General features: G+C 48.0%; 13 protein-coding genes. 9 read left to right on the forward strand and 4 right to left on the reverse strand.

What is annotated here, in order from left to right; genetic code table 11:
* The first annotated feature begins 34 nt into the window (after window positions 1–34).
* The 9 genes from AC3WQT_RS24575 (at window position 35) to trmB (ending at window position 8214) form a co-directional block, all read left to right on the forward strand.
* Window positions 35–271: a hypothetical protein gene (locus AC3WQT_RS24575; protein ID WP_492707977.1), complete on the forward strand. Its 237-nt coding sequence runs from the start codon at window positions 35–37 to the stop codon at window positions 269–271.
* A 6-nt stretch (window positions 272–277) separates the two neighbouring features.
* On the forward strand, window positions 278–697 hold the full coding sequence (locus AC3WQT_RS24580; protein WP_492707979.1) for a hypothetical protein: 420 nt from the start codon (window positions 278–280) through the stop codon (window positions 695–697).
* Between the two features lie 231 nt (window positions 698–928).
* Window positions 929–1375 carry a hypothetical protein gene (locus AC3WQT_RS24585; protein WP_492707981.1) on the forward strand — a complete coding sequence of 149 codons (447 nt, stop codon included), beginning with the start codon at window positions 929–931 and terminating at the stop codon, window positions 1373–1375.
* Complete coding sequence (locus AC3WQT_RS24590) at window positions 1356–1592, forward strand: hypothetical protein (protein ID WP_492707983.1); 237 nt, start codon at window positions 1356–1358, stop codon at window positions 1590–1592. The genes AC3WQT_RS24585 and AC3WQT_RS24590 overlap by 20 nt, the downstream gene beginning before the upstream one ends.
* A 550-nt stretch (window positions 1593–2142) precedes the next feature.
* Window positions 2143–3879, forward strand: a complete 1737-nt coding sequence (locus AC3WQT_RS24595; RefSeq protein WP_492707985.1) for a hypothetical protein — start codon at window positions 2143–2145, stop codon at window positions 3877–3879.
* A 10-nt stretch (window positions 3880–3889) separates the two neighbouring features.
* Entirely contained in the window at window positions 3890–4294 is a 405-nt protein-coding gene (locus AC3WQT_RS24600; protein WP_492707987.1) for a hypothetical protein, read from the forward strand.
* 100 nt (window positions 4295–4394) lie between these two features.
* The gene (locus tag AC3WQT_RS24605) at window positions 4395–4799 is read left to right on the forward strand and encodes a hypothetical protein (protein ID WP_492707989.1); all 405 of its coding nucleotides are present in this window, start codon (window positions 4395–4397) and stop codon (window positions 4797–4799) included.
* Window positions 4800–5125: 326 nt separating this feature from the next.
* Window positions 5126–6865 carry a hypothetical protein gene (locus AC3WQT_RS24610; RefSeq protein WP_492707991.1) on the forward strand — a complete coding sequence of 580 codons (1740 nt, stop codon included), beginning with the start codon at window positions 5126–5128 and terminating at the stop codon, window positions 6863–6865.
* A gap of 632 nt (window positions 6866–7497) precedes the next feature.
* Complete coding sequence (gene trmB / locus AC3WQT_RS24615) at window positions 7498–8214, forward strand: tRNA (guanosine(46)-N7)-methyltransferase TrmB (RefSeq protein WP_492707992.1); 717 nt, start codon at window positions 7498–7500, stop codon at window positions 8212–8214.
* Window positions 8215–8238: 24 nt separating this feature from the next.
* On the opposite strand, the gene AC3WQT_RS24620 is transcribed toward trmB, so the two are convergent.
* The 4 genes from AC3WQT_RS24620 to AC3WQT_RS24635 form a co-directional block, all read right to left on the reverse strand.
* Window positions 8239–12093, reverse strand: a complete 3855-nt coding sequence (locus tag AC3WQT_RS24620) for an EAL domain-containing protein (RefSeq protein ID WP_492707994.1) — start codon at window positions 12091–12093, stop codon at window positions 8239–8241.
* A gap of 309 nt (window positions 12094–12402) precedes the next feature.
* The gene (locus AC3WQT_RS24625) at window positions 12403–14910 is read right to left on the reverse strand and encodes a DEAD/DEAH box helicase (RefSeq protein ID WP_492707996.1); all 2508 of its coding nucleotides are present in this window, start codon (window positions 14908–14910) and stop codon (window positions 12403–12405) included.
* Window positions 14897–15688 (reverse strand): fumarylacetoacetate hydrolase family protein, encoded by a 792-nt coding sequence (locus AC3WQT_RS24630; protein ID WP_492707998.1) that lies wholly within the window; start codon window positions 15686–15688, stop codon window positions 14897–14899. The genes AC3WQT_RS24625 and AC3WQT_RS24630 overlap by 14 nt, the downstream gene beginning before the upstream one ends.
* Before the next feature lie 33 nt (window positions 15689–15721).
* On the reverse strand, window positions 15722–16744 hold the full coding sequence (locus AC3WQT_RS24635) for a MerR family transcriptional regulator (RefSeq protein WP_492708000.1): 1023 nt from the start codon (window positions 16742–16744) through the stop codon (window positions 15722–15724).
* Window positions 16745–17103: the final 359 nt, after the last annotated feature.

The following is a 17103-nucleotide window of genomic DNA, read 5'->3' on the forward strand; positions in this document are numbered from 1 at the left end:
GAGAAAGAGTAGTCAGTTTTTGGACTGGCTTTCAATGCGGAGTACTTTAAATGAAGCGATTACAAGAGAAGCACGTGGACTTCCTCGCTACAACGCTGGTAGCATTGATAAACCTATGGTTAAAGGCGATTTTTATGACGGTGGTGGGCAAGGATTTAGACCTAACTCGCAAATGCCTACCGCACCGATTTTCAATCCCAACCTATCAAAATGGTCGGTTGGTTTTGATAAAAATTTAGATGTTCCATTTACTACATTTCCAAACTGGTAAAAACTTATGAGACTAAAACACATTAACAGCAGCGCAGATTTTATGGTCGACCCGAAAGACTTCTTGAACTGTTTTGATGTCTCTGATAGAGAAGAAACTTTGGGTGAAGAACTCAATCAATTTGATCCAAATGAACAAGGACAATTGGAGGATTTATTTGAACGCTATTTTTTTTGTGGAGGAATTTTAGCGCTCACACCTGCTCATAAGGTTGAATTAGTACGCGTGCTAAAGGACGCGTTGGACAATAAATATTTCGATTTTTCTGAGATATTTCACCCAGATCATGACGCGCCCGACACTATTTACTTGCCAACAGCTTGGAATATTGATAATCCAAGAGGTTTCTTTGAAAATATTTATCGCATTGTCGTCGAACGATGGAAAGAAGATTTAATTTCTGCCGGTATAGATATTTCTTCTTGAAGGAGAGGAAATTCTCTGGCTTGTATTTAAATGAAAAATTCACCGCTCACCGCAGCGATAAGAATTTTTATTAATTACGAGAGTTTGTTTTTGGTAAATTTCGAGATACAGTTGGACATGGATTTATGCCTGACCCTTTAATACCCCGGAGTACAATATTTACTCCAAGACTCGAAAATTGGTGGATTAATTTCGACCGAAATTTCGACGTACCAATTACGGCGTTTCCAATTGAGTGAAAAATTGATGAATTCTAAATGCAGTAATATTAATGGCCTCGTATTTCCTCTGGATGGTTTTTTGGTGGGCTTTGACGTCTATGATAGAGAAGAGATGCTTGATCCAGAACTTAATCGTTATGATCCAAATAAATTAGAAGATTTGAAAGAACATTTTGATAAATATTATTTTGGTGCTGGTGACGATCTCAGTAAGGAAATCAAGGTGCAAGCATTCCAAGCTCTAGCGGATGCTCTAAAAGACAGCGAATATGACTTTGCATCCTTGCTATGCAATCAGGCGGATTTCAATTCAATTTCTTTACCTTCATCATCTAAGGATATGGCTGATTTAAATACCAAGGTTGGGAAGCCAAATAATCTCTGGTATATTTTTAAGAGCAATGACGAAAAAGCTTTTGAAAGGGCGAAGCAAGTATATGAGTTCAAGAAAAAATAAGTTGATTTGGCCTTTAGTTTGGTTTATCGGGACACCTGTTATTCTTGCGGCGATTATTTTCTTGTTTTTTTTAATGAGCCATCAAGTCGTTAAAGAAGAAAAGCCTGCACTTCAATATAGTTTGACTCTGGATGAAAAGGCTGGCATAGATTTTGAACAAGCGCTGAAAGAAAATCAGCCTCTAAGTCCTTGCAGTATGAGAGAAATACTATCGTGACTCTTTTGAGGGATGACTCTTTGCAAGAGCAACTGCATTGTTTTTCGACTAAAAAAGGGCAATTCGATTGCTGGTTACAAAGTACGCACAAACCGACTTGCGAAACTACAGCCAGTAACTTGCAAAAGTTTCTTGTGAATATCGCCCAGGAAAAAAATATTAAGTTCATATGCAAGCTTGGAAGCTTGAGCGAAAGTAAGTCTTAAAACTTGTTTTCGATCTTCTGTGTAAAGGTGGATGGGCTTAAGGCGGAAAAGCTGCACTTCAAGTCATTCTGAAACTCGCGGATCATATACAATTTCACCACCGCCAGTGTTAACTTCTAAGTACAAATTGAACAAGCCTGGCCTTTCGTCAGTGGCTTGTTTAGGGATCTGCTAGCCACGACGAAGTGGCCTGGCTAGACAATGTATTTGCAAAGCATGTTGGAAAAGAGGCTGCCCTATCTTGGGCGGCTTTTTTTTGTCCATAAAAATTAGCGTTCTGCTGATAGCTATATAAGCGCAGGCAAGGATCGCTGCAACAAACTCATTATAAAAGGAAAAAAACAATGCCAAATTTTCAAAGAATTTTTGGAGATGATGGGCTTCCTTATCGCATCGATACTTCAGGTGAGGGAGTCAATGAAAGTTATTCTCCATGGAACATGGGCAGTGATGATCTTGAATTACGGACAGAGCCGCCACCATTTGCCCGTGGCATGGGTATGGATTTCGGTTACGGACAAGACATGGCTCGCTTCAGAGAATTTCAGCCGAGTCACTCAGAACCTGTTGGCGTGATATCTGATCCGGGTGAATTGGCGAAATCGGATTTCCTGCGTGCAGAAAAGGCAGACTATCAGGATGGTGATTTTGACCGGCGTTACGTGGGTAAGACTGGTGACACGATGACAGCGCTGTTCAAGAGAGAGTTTGGCTATACGCCAAGTGACCATGAGTTAATACCTTTTGCAAATATGAACGGGATACGCAATTCTCCCTCATTACAAATGCAAACGAGCGATGCCAGCAATTTTTTGACGCCTGCTTTAAGTTTTGACAAATTCTACACGTCAAAGAAACCAGCTCAATTCAGCGGATTATTAAATAGATACCTGGGAAATAATGATGAAAATGGCTCCTCAGGAAGGGTTTTTCAATTTTTGACCGCCAATGATAGTGGTGGTACGAGAGAGGTGGGTGATCAAGACCTATATGGTAATCCAGCATTGGACAGAGATTCCGAGAATAGTTGGGAAACTCCTGATACGAATATATCGCTGCAAAACGTCGTTGCACTCAACAAAGAATCAGGACGAAGAAATTTATTTTCTTCCTATGACCCGGCGGAATTACAAAAAGCTGGCTATAAACGGAATGCTATATTTGTTGAAAGTCCAGAAGACCGGGATGGTCGAGTGATTCGAGGTATTTCAGATGTGGATAAATTTCAGCGCGAACAGGCACGCGCAAGATTAGCTCATGACTTGGACACTTCTATTTCTAAGAGATCTATTAACGACTATCAAACCTCAATTGGTTTGCGTAAATATGCGCAGGAAATGTATGCGCAAGGAAGAATGCAAGAGGCTTATGCAGCGAATCGACGAATAATTGCATTACAAAATGAACGAACTTCTGAAGCACTTAAAAGCGCATTTCCCGCAATGCCGAAAGAAGATGCGGAAATGTTTGGAAGCATGATTTTTTCTGAACCACAGATGGCCCAGGCACCGGTCAGATATGGGCAATCAACAAACTATACAGATACTTTAAGAAAAAATGGGGGCATTACCAATACACCAAATGCAACAGGCTTTCATAAATCTATAGTGCCCGGTTTTAAAGAATTTGTCGGGCCAATGACGAAGACCGATTTTAAAATATTGTTTGGCGAAGCCAAATCAGGAACAAACCAAATTATTGGCGGGCATTCGCCAGATGTCTTGAGATCACCGCTATATACTATGCATCCCAATAAGGTGATTAATTCTGATGATACAATTTCAGTTGATAAGTTCAGGGGGCCTGTGGTTCGAAAAGATGGAACATATGCGCTGTCAGCAGCAAAGTCGCCGAACATACACACTATTGCACCGCCAGATTGGAATAATGTAGAGGTTTTAAGGGCTGGTCAAATGACGGCGAATGCACCAGGAATCCTGCTTCGTGATATTAATGGCGTGAAGACCACTTTGCACACTGATAATTACAGAGGTGTGCAGTGGCAAGTGATAAAGGATAACGGCGTTATTACGTCTTCATTTCCTGCCGGGACACGTCCCATTGTACCTCCCACACCTTAAGGAAAATAAAATGGATGAAAATAGAGTAGATTTATTTGAAAAACTGATAGGAGCAGAAACCTTTTCATGGCAGGAATACAGCATGGGGATTGCGTCAGAGGCCTTAACGCCATTTTCTAAATATGATTGGGAGGTCTTGTTTGCCATAACATTGACCAAGCCGCTTTACTGGCAGGAACGCTGTGCTGAAGCCATTGGTTGTCTGGAGCACAGGGAAGGTCTGGCAATTTTGATGGCTTTGCTGCTGTCCCCATCCAAGGACATAGCAGTGACTGCAGTCATTCAACTTGATTACATGTCGGCGCAATTGCCGCGGAGATTTGAAGTTGCCCTAAGGAATTTGCTGGTCTATGTAAATGAAAATGAGATACCGCTCGATGATGTGGTAAGGGGTTTGATTGATCGTTTAAAATAAATTGCAGAAGAACTTCTGATGAACGGTGTTGATGTAGGCTAGCTTTATTTGTTCAGTGTGGTCGCCTATTTATCCGTAATGGTGATTTTAAGGAAAAAAAATGGATGGAAATAAAGTAGATTTATTTGAAAAACTGATAGGGACTGAAACCTCTTCATGGCAAGAATACAGTCTTGAAATCGCCTCAGAAGCCTTAACGCCATTTTCTAAATATGATTGGGAGGTCTTGTTTGCCATAACACTGGCCAAGCCGCTTTACTGGCAGGAGCGCTGTGCTGAAGCCATTGGTTGTCTGGAGCACAGGGAAGGCCTGGCGATTTTGATGGCTTTGCTGCTGTCCCCATCCAAGGACATCGCAGTGACTGCAGTCATTCAACTTGATTATATGTCGGCGCAATTGCCACGGAGATTCGAGACTGCTCTGGAGAATTTACTGGTGTATGTAAATGAAAACGGGAGACCGTTCGGTGATGAAATAAGAGGTTTGATTGATCGGTTAAATTGAAATTAACCAGAACGGCGCATGGCATTTGTATCGCCGACGTATTACGGGAGATCATTACATAGCGAAATCCCCTGTGGCATAGCCGAAGGGCTTGGGTGCGAAAATTGAAGCAGCCTGGTCTTTTTGTCAGTGGTTTGTTTAATGACCTGGTTGCGATTATAAAACGGCCCTGCTGAAAAAATTACCTGGAAAGTATGACAAGAAAGAGGCTGTTCCATTTTGGGACAGCCTCTTTTTTTGTCCAAAAAATTGCGTTCTGCTGATAGCTATACATACGTCCAAGCAAGGATATGTATAGAAAAATAAATTTTAAAAGGAAACAAACAATGGCATATTTCCAAAGAATTTTTGGAGATGATGGACTTCCATATCTCATTGATACATCAGGTGAAAGGGCTAATGAAAGTTATTCCCCGTGGGGTATCGGCAGTGATGATCTTGAATTAAGATCCGAGCCGCCACCATTTGCTCGTAATGCCGATATTGATTTCGGTTACGGGCAAGACATGGCCCGCTTCAGAGAATTTCAGCCGACTCCCCCGGAGTCCAATAGTGTGATATCTGATCCGGGTGAACTGGCGAAATCGGATTTTCTGCGTGCAGAAAAAACAGGCTATCGGGATGGTGATTTTGACAGGCGTTATGTGAGTAAGGCTGGTGACACGATGACTGCATTGTTCAAGAGAGAGTATGGCTACACGCCAGGCGCGAATGAATTGATTCAATATGCCAATCTGAATGGCATGAGTAGCCCACATCAATTGTCTGTGAACAGGGTGATTACCAGCCCTGATATTGGTCGATTGCGTCAGGCTCAAGTGAGCCGGGATCAGGTCAATGACTATTGGAAGCAAAATGACGTTTTCAATGAGAGAAAACGTATGGCTGTCAGAGATGACCCACTGACAAGCTGGGCCCATATCACTGGCACTCAAGAAGAGAGATTGGCGGATCGCAATTATTTGGACGCCATGAGAGCCGCGGATCGCAGACCAACAATGGAAAATGCAAGAAGACTGGGGCTGTATTCATCTACTGATTCTGCGTCCACTCCCTCAAAGCGTTGGCACCCGGAAGTTATGCCTACCAGTGACCCTGGATCTGGTTTTGCAAATGGTGGGACGGAAATACTAGCAGTAAGTGATGAGCCTCCCATCGGTTACCGTAATGAAATGAGAAATGCTGTGAATGCCAGCGGGCAGTTTATTAACGGAGTTGGAAGAGGCGCGGTCAATGGTACTCCTAAACTGTTGGCGTCAGCGGTGAATGGATGGGGATACATTGGCGCAGGCTTATACGATCAATTCTTGGGCGGCCCTCAAAGCAACCGCCTTGGTCAGGCCTTTGAGTTTGGCAAGAAATATGATGGTGAATTGCTGCCTTATGATAGTGACTTGAGCAGATGGGGTGGGCACATTGGTGAGTTTTTAAGCCCTGCGATTTCCACCAAGGCACTGACACTCGGCAATGAGGTGAATAACCAGCTTCGTATTGCATCGACGGCTGCCCGGGACTGGAAATATGGTGCGATGGAACGACAAATGTTGAACGACGCAGGGCTAGGTAGGCCAGCATTAGCTGACGCTAGCATCCCATCATCTGATGAGTTAAACTATCTGGCAAAAAGTACATTGGATTTTAGTAGCAAACCGAATGGTGCCGTTTTTTGGTCAGGTGGTAATATGAATCACGCTCAGCGGTTCGGCCGCATGACTGGAAAAACTACTCTTGAACAAACATCTGGTGGCAGATATCTTGATGATCTTCAATTATTTCCAGTGAAGCCTAATAAAGGGGTGAATGTCTCTGCGGAAGACTTGATAAGGTCAGAAATGGCGGCAAAAGATGCAGCTAAAGTGTTTGATGTTGCTTCAGCGAGGTTTGCTCAGGAAGCAAAGGGAAATGTAAATGCGTTTACTTTTGGTGCTAAGCGGACAGGCCCGCATGGTGAGCGTACCTGGTGGCGTGTTGAACAGCCTATTTTAAGAAATCGAAATCCCGACTTTCCAAATCCAAATATAAACGCCATTCGTCAATGGCGGTTCCCATGGGAGCTTGAACAATGATTATTTTTCCATTTTGCATGTTGGATCCAGAATGGTATTACTTTCGACGGCAGATAAGAGAGCAAAAAGAATATCCCCCGAGTAGAGACGAGCATGGCTGGTACCATATCACTATATTGTATAAAGGCGAGGCCCTGCTATACACAGATAAACATGGTTCAACAATGATCGATTTTGAGATCAGGACACCTTGTTGGGTATCCGCAAGTTCAATCAAGCGGTGGAGTTGCTTTTGGAAGATTTCGGACCAACAGCGTAAACTGATTTTGGATAGAGTCGTTCATATGTTTATTGCCGATGAGGGAGGGTGTAAAATCATTGACTGACGTGATCTGGGTATTGGACACAATCGTGCGTGTTGGCCTGCTTGTGTCCTTGCTTTTGTATTGCTTGAAGTATGACGAAGACGTTGCTGACCTGACAAAAAATAAGAATGCAAAAATTATTATGTCTTTGGTGAAATCTCTTACTTCAACTGCTATCTGTTAAAATACTGTTTTTGTCAAATAAATGATTTCAAACAGGTGCATTCAAGCTTCTTCGCGTTAGCCGCAAAGCTTTGATGATTGCCGCAACCCTGGTCTGGATTTGTTGTCTTGCATGTAACTCCCCCTTCTTTCCTGAATTCCTGTATGTCTGATTCCAAACCTGCTGACGGTGTGAAGCCGCTGTTTTATGATCCTACTGAGCGCCGCATCCGTAGCTTTGTCACCCGCGCCGGGCGCTTGTCTGATGCGCAAGCCAGGGCGATAGAAAACCTGAGCCCGCGCTTTTGCATCCCTTATCAAAAATCGCCGCTGGATGTCGATGCGGCATTTGGCCGCCAGGCGCCCACAGTGTTTGAAATTGGCTTTGGCATGGGCGAGACCAGTGCCAAGATTTCTGCCAGCATGCCGGAGAAAAACTTCATTGGGGTCGAAGTGCATACCCCTGGTGTGGGTAGCTTGCTCAAGCTGACGGATGAAATGGGTTTGCAAAACCAGCGCATCATCCAGCATGATGCCTTTGAAGTGCTGACAAACATGATCGCGCCAGCGTCCCTGCATGGCATACACGTGTTTTTTCCCGATCCATGGCACAAGGCACGTCATAACAAGCGTCGCCTGATACAGGGGCCGCTGGTAGCCTTGCTGGCCTCGCGTCTGGCACCTGGCGGGTATCTGCATTGTGCAACAGACTGGGAAGAATACGCCGTGCAAATGCTGGAAGTATTGAGTGCCGAACCTGCACTGGAAAATACTGCTGAAGCTTATGCGCCACGCCCAGATTATCGCCCTGTGACAAAATTTGAAAACCGTGGCTTGCGCCTTGGTCATGGCGTGTGGGATTTGGTATTCCGTAAAAAATAATCCTGGCTCAAGATAAGTCCAGCGCTATTGCAAAACCTGCAGCGCTGGCTTGGTACGCAGGTCGCGCCAGCGTGCTTCTGTTTTCCAGCGTACTGACCAGTCAATAAACTGATCTGCCGGCATGGGGCGGGCGATACCATAGCCCTGTGCCAGTCGGCAGCCCAGTTCCAGCAACTTGGCACCATGTGCCATGGTCTCCACCCCTTCTGCTATCACTTGTCGGTCAAAGGCACCTGCCAGGCGTATCACGCCTTCGACGATGTCCATATCCTCCACATCAGTCAGCATATCGCGGACAAAGCTCTGGTCTATCTTCAAGGTGTCGACCGGCAGCTTGCGCAGGTAAGTCAGTGATGAATAACCGGTACCAAAATCATCGAGTGAAAAGTGTACCCCCAACTGACGGCAGCGGTTGAGTATTGCGACGGCTTGTTCCATATCGGCGATGGCGGCAGTTTCCAGCACTTCGAGTTCAAAATTACTGGCCTGGAAGTAAGGATGAACGCGTAAGGCTGCTTGCAGGTAATCGCAAAATTCCGGTGCCAGCAAATGATGCGCACTGATATTCGCACTAACGCGTATGGCGATGCCGCGCAATTGCCAGTGATAGGCTTGCTGTATCGCAGCCTTGATGACCCATTCGCCCAGAGGCTTCTCTAGTTTACTGCCATAAATATGGGGCAAGAATTCAGCGGGAGAGAGTATGCCGCGATTCGGATGTTGCCAGCGTATCAGGGCTTCAGCACCGACGATTTCACCGCTGATCAAATCGACCTTGGGCTGGTAATACAAAACGAATTCATCCTGATCGAGTGCAATTTCCAGTCTTTCCAGTATTTGCCTGCGCTGTTGCGCCTTACGGTCGTTTTCAGGGTCAAACAGGTGGTAGCGGTTCTTGCCAGCTTCCTTGGCCAGATACATGGCATGGTCGGCATGCCGTAGTAAAGTGTCGGCATCGACATTGTCATCAGGGTACAGGCTGACACCGATGCTGGCCGAGATACTGATCGATTTTAAATCTATCTGTATGGGTTTGCTGACACCGATCAGAACACGGTCCAGTATCATGGCGCTTTCTTCTGCGGACGAGATGTCAGACAGCAGAACGGCAAATTCATCGCCACCTAAACGCGCCAGAGTATCGTCGGCGCGCAAGACATGCTTGAGGTTCTCTGTGACGCCCATCAATAAACGATCACCGGTAGTGTGGCCATATTTGTCATTGATCTCCTTGAAACCATCCAGATCAAGAAAGCACACCGCCAGGGACTTGTTGGTGCGATTGGCACGGTTGACTGCCTGACTCAAACGATCTGCCAGCAGGCGACGATTTGGCGCACCTGTCAGCGGGTCATAGTGGGCCATGCGGTCGAGTTCTGCTTCATGGGTCTTGAGTTCGCTGATGTCGGTGAAGATACCAACATAATGCTGGATTTCGCCAGAGGCATCCCGTACTGCCGAGATGGATAACAGTTCAGGAAAGATTTCGCCATTCTTGCGTTTGTTCCAGATTTCACCGCGCCAGAAATCATCTTCTTTCACTGCTTTCCACATCTCGGCATAAAAACTGGCATTGTGGCGGCCGGATGCCAGTATCTTGGTCGGTTTACCGTAGGCTTCTTTCTCGGTATATCCCGTAATGCGGGTGAAGGCTGGATTGATCTTGGTGATGCAACCACGTGGATCAACCACCATGATGCCTTCAAAACTGCTGGAGAATACGGTTGCTGCTTCACGCTGTGTCATTTCCAGGATTTTTTGCCCCGTGATATCGGTGTGTGTGCCTGACATGATGAGGGGTTTGCCATTTTCATCCCATGCCACGATGGCACCTCTGGTCAGTATCCAGCGCCATTCGCCTGATTTGCTGCGCAAGCGCAACTCCATGTCATGACTGGCGGTTTGTCCCTTGATATGTCTGTCGAGTGAAGTTTGTGCCGCTTTCATATCATCCGGATGGACGTGATCTGGCCAATGCTCAGGGCTGACATCCATTTCACCTGGCTCATAACCCAGCATGGTTTCCCAGCGGGCGCTGACCTTGAAAGTATTGGTGACCAGATCCCAATCCCAATAGCCCAGGTCTGAACCCATCATCACACGCTCCAGCCTTTGTTCTCTCTCAAGCAACTCGGCTGCGATGATTTTTTTCTCATTGATGTCGGCCAGGGTGCCCACCACACGCAGGGCATTACCGTTGGCATCGCGGCTGACAACACGGCCACGTGTATGTACCCACTTGACTTCACCTTGCTTGGTCAACAACCGGTATTCAAAATCAACATCACCACAATGAGCAGTTCTATAGTTTTTGATGTGCTGCAAGACCAGCGCGACATCGTCGGGATACACCTGGCGCCTGATAAATTCCAGGTCCTGGGTGTCTTCGCTTTCTGCATAACCCGTCATGTCATAATAGCGCTGAGAGCGATAGACTTTACCTGTAGGGACATCCCAATCCCACAAAGCCTCACTGGTCGCGGCTATTGCCATTTGCAACCGCTCTTCGCTGGCTTGCAGTTGCATGGCAGCGACTTTGCGCTCGGTGATGTCTTGCACACTGCCATGCAGCCTGATCAAATTGCCTTCTGCATCCTGCACGGCTTCGCCGCGGGCGATAATCCAGCGGTGACTGCCATCAGGCCTGATGACCTCAGCATCACAGGTGTAGGAGGCAAATGTCTTAATTGCCTGTTCAACTGCGCTTGCCAGCCTGGCCCAGCTCTCTGGCGTAAAGTACTGCTGTACTTCAGGATAAACGGCTGGTGGCATGGATGTGTTGCGGCCATAGATGATATACACTTCTTCCGACCAGGTATGCACGTCAGTGCGGATGTCCCAGTCCCAGCTGCCGACTGCGGCCAGGCGTTGCGCCACTTTCATGGCAGCTTCGCTTTCCTTCAGCGCAGCTTCAGCCTCCTTGCGTTCGGTGATATCACGGGCGATACCAAACAAGCCTTGTACCTTGCCAGCCTTGTCCAGCATGGGACCCTTGGTTACCATGAACACCATGGACTTGCCATCAAAGGTATTTATATATTCGTCATGTGATTGTATTTCACCGCTGGCAATGACACCCTTGTCCACTTCCGTAATCAGTTGCGCCGATTTTTGCGGGAATAGTGCGTAGTCATCATGGCCTATGATTTCTTGCGTCGATTTGCCTGCAAATTTGGCAGCAGATTCATTAGCCAGCACATAGCGCCCCTTCAAATCCTTGACGAAAATGGCATCTGAAGTGCCACGTATGATGGCGTCGAGCAAATTGCGGTTGTTTTGCACCTTTAACAGGGATTCCCGCAGGGCCTCACTGAGTATGCTGACAGCAATGCCGTTGACGATCAGAAACCCCAGTTGCAATACATCCTGAGTTGTTTTGATCGCAAAACTGTTTTGTGGTGGGATGATGAAATAAGCCAGACCCAGACTGGCGATCACCGTTGATAGCAGACCTGGCCCGAGACCGCCCAGCATGGCACTCAGGGTGATGGGTAAAACAAACATGATCAGCATTGGACGGTTTTCAAAGCTGGGGGCTATCGCCAGGCGCAATATCAGTACCGACACGGGCAGGGCAATCGCCAAAAAATAAATGAGCCAGCGTATTTTGTATTGTGGGTGAAACACCTCGAGTAATGTGCTGCCCAAATCTTCTTGCCTACGGACGGGCAATTGCGGTACAGCCCGCAAAGCCAGAAAAAACAATGCCGTTGTGACGATCACAAAGAACACGCCCTTGACTGTTGACAGCCAGGTGATAGCCTCAATATTGCTGAAGCTGGCTAACAGACTGTCAGACAATAGTATCCACGCCAGTGCAAATAGCAGATACAGTACCGTGACGATACTGATATAGCGATTGCGTGTGGTAGTCATCATAAAGAACCTGCCGTTTCAACATCGGTGACGAAGATGAAGCCTGGTGTTATGTGTATGCTGTCATCAGCCTGGGATCAGTTGAGATGGGCTGAATTTGCAGCAGAGTCTATTCTTGTACAGTAATAAATATTACTAAATAGAATTATTTCATAAACGTAACACACATGAAACACACTTACTAATAAGATGTGCTATATGTGTTTTTTTGTCAATGTACAAAAAGGCAAATTATGTAAAATTGACATAAAAGAGACTGAGGGAAAAATCTCGTGCTCATTCTTAAACCTGTGGTATCGATACGCACGGGCTTCAGGTTACGGTTGCACTCAGTGGTGCCAGCAGGGCCTGCAAGTCTTCAGCGCTGAATTTACTGGCAAAAGCAGTATCACTGCCCAGCACGCCCTCGGCCAGCGCAGCCTTGCGTGCTTGCAAGCCCAGGATGCGCTCTTCTATGCTGCCTTCTATCAATAATTTGTAGATGAAGACGGCTTGTTCCTGGCCTATGCGGTGGGCGCGGGCATTGGCCTGCTCTTCCACCGCCGGGTTCCACCATGGGTCCATATGGATGATGGTGTCTGCCGCTGTCAGGTTCAAGCCCACGCCACCTGCTTTCAGGCTGATCAGCATGATGGGGACTTGCTTGTCCTGGAACTGGGCTACCACAGCACCACGGCTGGCCGTTGCGGTTTTACCGGTCAACATCAGGTAAGCCAGGTCCAGTTCAGTCAGCGCTGTAGCGATCAGCTCCAGCATTTCAGTAAATTGCGAAAACACCAGTACGCGGCGACCTTCAGCCACCAGCGCTGGCAGCATATCGCTGAGCATTTCCAGCTTGGCTCTTTCCATCTCCGGTGGCAGGTTCTGGCCCTTCAGCAAAGCCGGGTCACAGCATACCTGGCGCAACTTCAGCAGTGCATCAAGTATGGTGATCTGCGCACCGTCAAAACCCTTGCGTTGCAAGATACGGCGCACTTGTTCATCGGCGGCAACGCGCACGCTTTCATACAATTCGCGTTGCTTGCCTTGCAGTCGCAGGCGCTTGATGACTTCTGTGCGGGGCGGCAATTCTGTCGCTACTTCATCCTTGCGTCGCCGCAGGATGAAAGGGCGGACTCTTTGCGCCAGCAATTGCGCGCGCAGGGTCTCGCCATTGACCTCTATGGGTTTGCGCCACAGTCTTGAAAAACTGCGCATGTCACCTAAAAAACCTGGCATCAAAAAATCAAACTGTGCCCATAACTCACCCAGATTATTTTCCAGCGGGGTGCCTGTCATGCACAGCCTGTGCCTGGCGTGTATCTGGCGCACTGCATCGGCACTGCGGCTGGCGGCATTCTTGACAGTTTGCGCTTCGTCGAGGATCAGCAAATGAAATTCTTGCGCCTTCAACACTTCAAGATCACGCCATAACAGTGGGTAGGTCGTCAGCACCACATCAGCCTGGCGGATATCGGCAAACAAGTCTGCCCGTTCTGGTCCTTGCAGTGTCAATACACGCAGGGCAGGTGCCATGCGTCTGGCTTCGGCCTGCCAGTTAAAAATCAATGAAGTCGGCAAGACGATGAGGGCAGGGATGTCCAGCCTGTCTTCCTGTTTCTCTATCAGCAAATGAGCGAGTACCTGCGCGGTTTTCCCCAAGCCCATGTCATCGGCCAGTATGCCTGCCAGATGTTGCTCGCACAGGTATTGTAGCCATGCTACGCCATGCAATTGATAAGGGCGCAGCGTCACTCCCAGACCATCTGGTGCAAGCACTGCACGCGGGCTGCCAACCGTCTTCAGACGCTGTGCCAGGCTGCGCAAGCCCACATCTCCCTGTAATTGCCAGCCACCAAATTCACCGGCACGCTCAGGCTGGCTATCGAGCAGGCTGACACGCAGGGCTTCCAGTCTGTAGCTATCCCAGGCAGATAATTGTACAGGTCCTTCTGTCTGCGTCCGTTCGGTCAGCAAATCCAGCATGTGGACGACGATGGCTTTCAGCGGCGCTGCCATGGCATCAATACGCTTACCGCCAGGGGCGCGCAATTGTATGATGGCCATGTCATCAATCTGCCGTATCTGTCTGGCATTGAGCCAGCGGGCATCGCGTTGCAGCAAGTGTGCCAGCATGGGCACCAGGTCCAGCACCTCGCCTTCGATTTCTATTCCCAGGCTCAACATCCATGAGCCTTCACGCGCAGGCAGACCAAGTGGCGTGATGATCTCGTTACGGCCACGCATGCGCGACGCTACCTGCTTGCCGGTAATTGCGCCTGTGCTTTCATCGATAATGAGATGCCAGGCATCGACGGGCACGCTCTCGTGCGCAAAGCCGGGGCGCACCACGACTTGCCAGCCCAGTGCCTGCATCTCGGGTAATTTCTCGGCCCAGAAGTCGGCAAAAAATCCTTCTTGTACCAGACTCCAGAGTGGGCCAAAATTTTCTGCGATGCTATCTTTGCGCCATTGCAGGCTGGCAGCAGGCAGGGGTTGCAGACCTATATCCCAAACCTTGTCGAGTGCGTCTGCTTCCGCACCCAGATCGCGTAGCAGGCTCAGTGCCATGCCGTGTTCATCATGCAGCAATTGAGTGGAATGCGGTCTGCGGTTCAGCAAGGCTGTGGGCGCTGCAGTTTGCCAGCGCAAGCCAGTGTCGGTGTGATACAGCCAGTCGATTTCCACCACCGTCACACTGCCACCGCGTGGCCCAAAATCACCGCTGGGTTTCATACCCAGCAAGCCGTCGCCTCTGTGCAGGGTTTGCAGGGTGATGCGCGGGCGGAAATGTCCTGTTGCTTCAGGCAAACCACGTGGTGCTGGCTTATTTTCCTTCAAAACGCACCTGTATTGAACCTGACTGAGCCATGTCACCAAACTGTACTTCAATATCAGTTTCAACCGGCACTGATGGGCTGCCTGCATATGAACCGGTAATGATGGCCTGGCCTGCCCGCAGGCCCATTCCCTGGCTGCGCAAGAATTCTGCCAGCCAGTACAAGGGCAGGCGTGGCTGGCCAGCCGGATGCTGCCCATCCAATGTAACGCTTTCCTGACCGGCGATACACAACGTGATGGTGAGCTGCCTGGTTTGGCAGGCTATTTTTGTATCCACTACAGGGCCGAGCAGCAGACCTTGATTAAACAAGCCATCAGCAAAATGGTCATAAAAATTCAGTTGTTCCGCATGCGTATAGCGACTGTCGATTAACTCCAGTGCCAGCCTGGTTTCTGCCACTGCTGCATCGACTTCTTCTGATGTATAGGGCGCAGTCCTGGCAGGTAAATCATGGGCGAGTATGAAAGCCAGCTCTGGTTCTATCTTCACCTGGCCATGCCTGGCCCAGACCGCACATGGCTGCACATTTTTTTCTGCATTCGCTTCATGCACATCACTTGCATAGATTGGTGCCACTACCCATTTGTCTGCTGCGGGCATACCGCATTTCCAGGCAAGGATGGCTTGATCCGTCAGTTTGCTGACGGCACATTGAATGGCAAATGCTGCCTCCAGGTCACCTGGGCGATGTGGCTCAGGCAGGGCATTGCCCTGCGTACCGTTTTGTCGCCGCTCCAGCAAAATACTGGCTGCATAACTGGCACTGGCTTGATTCATGTTGGCGATTGATAAAAAGTGAAAGTAGGCATTTTATCCCGCCATGGTTTTCAATGCTGATTGTATATAGCCGTACAGGTGATTATCTATGCCCATGCGTAGTGCTGGCTGTTCGACAAAGGCTTGCTGGATTTTCTTTTGCAATGCTGGATTATTGCCTGCTTTTTTGAGTGACAGTGCTTGCCATGCGTTTGCCAGTTCCTGCACTTTGGGATCGCTGACATGGCTGCCTGCAGTACATTCCTTATGTAAGGCAGCGATCAAGACTGGCCAGGCGGCAGCATCTGCCAAACCATGCTGGCGCAATATCTCTATTTCATCTGGCTGACAATACGCGGTGTACAGTGGCAGGCTGGCGCAGGCTAGGGCGCGTACCATGTAATCCAGCGTGGCCTGATTCAGCCCCGAGAATAATTGCAAAGCCTTTTCTTCACTTTGCATCTGGTAAAACTTGATCAGTATCGCAGCGTCACCGCCGCTCTCATCCTGCATACGCTGCAACCAGCGCTGACTTAGTGATTGTGCCAGCGCATCTTCTGGCGACACTTGTTTTTGCATCAAGTCACGCAAGGCATGGATGAGTGCAGATTTGTCTGCCGTGTCCACAAATCTTCGCTGGTGGCGCAAAGCCTCCAGCTCGGCTAATGTGAAATATTTTTCGCTATGGACAGTCATCTCCAGCGCAGTCAGCCAGTCATCCACGACAGGTAACTGTGTATCGTCCAGACGTGCGGACAGGTTGAGCAAGTGATCGCGCAAGGCCAGTGCTTCACGTGCCTGTTTTTCCATCAGGCTGATTTGCTGCCTGACGATATCGCCCATGCTGACACTTTCATCATCAAGTATGGTGCGGATTTCATCCAGCGACAGTTGCAGGCGTCGCAAGGCCTGTATACGGTACAGGCGCAGTACGTCTTTATCGTCGTATAAACGGTAAGTGTTGTCAGCTCTTACAGAAGGGCAGAGCAAGCCTATCTTGTCATAATGGTGCAGGGCGCGCACTGTCAATCCGGTGCGTTTTGCCAGTTCACCTATTTTCAGTTTCATATTCTTCATGTATTCCTGGATTTGCTCATAAGTAATTTGCCCATGAGTAACATCAGGGATGATAAAGCCTTACCCTAGGTCAGGTGCAATCGAAAAGGCAATGAAAAATTAATTGCAAAAAATAACTAATTGGACATATTTGATACAGAATCAATCAAAAATTTAAAAAATTGTTACATTTCGTCGCAATATTGTCCTAATAAAAATTTAACTTTCTATAATACTTTGATCGGTAATGTTGAATTATTATTTTAGCAACATTTTTCTTTGTAAATTTTGTCGAGAGTTCTAAATGGCCAACACAGCAGCAGACATCCAAAAGCTTTACATCGCCTACTTCAACCGTCCAGCGGACCCAAATGGTCTGG

Source organism: Undibacterium sp. FW305-107 (assembly GCF_058788535.1).

Excerpts from the sequence above, each read along its gene's own strand:
- AC3WQT_RS24630 (WP_492707998.1), bottom strand. The coding sequence starts at position 15,688 with ATGAATCAAGCCAGTGCCAGTTATGCAGCCAGTATTTTGCTGGAGCGG.
- AC3WQT_RS24580 (WP_492707979.1), top strand. The coding sequence starts at position 278 with ATGAGACTAAAACACATTAACAGCAGCGCAGATTTTATGGTCGACCCG.
- trmB (WP_492707992.1), top strand. The coding sequence starts at position 7,498 with ATGTCTGATTCCAAACCTGCTGACGGTGTGAAGCCGCTGTTTTATGAT.
- AC3WQT_RS24595 (WP_492707985.1), top strand. The coding sequence starts at position 2,143 with ATGCCAAATTTTCAAAGAATTTTTGGAGATGATGGGCTTCCTTATCGC.
- AC3WQT_RS24590 (WP_492707983.1), top strand. The coding sequence starts at position 1,356 with ATGAGTTCAAGAAAAAATAAGTTGATTTGGCCTTTAGTTTGGTTTATC.
- AC3WQT_RS24575 (WP_492707977.1), top strand. The coding sequence starts at position 35 with ATGCGGAGTACTTTAAATGAAGCGATTACAAGAGAAGCACGTGGACTT.
- AC3WQT_RS24635 (WP_492708000.1), bottom strand. The coding sequence starts at position 16,744 with ATGAAGAATATGAAACTGAAAATAGGTGAACTGGCAAAACGCACCGGA.
- AC3WQT_RS24600 (WP_492707987.1), top strand. The coding sequence starts at position 3,890 with ATGGATGAAAATAGAGTAGATTTATTTGAAAAACTGATAGGAGCAGAA.
- AC3WQT_RS24605 (WP_492707989.1), top strand. The coding sequence starts at position 4,395 with ATGGATGGAAATAAAGTAGATTTATTTGAAAAACTGATAGGGACTGAA.
- AC3WQT_RS24610 (WP_492707991.1), top strand. The coding sequence starts at position 5,126 with ATGGCATATTTCCAAAGAATTTTTGGAGATGATGGACTTCCATATCTC.
- AC3WQT_RS24620 (WP_492707994.1), bottom strand. The coding sequence starts at position 12,093 with ATGATGACTACCACACGCAATCGCTATATCAGTATCGTCACGGTACTG.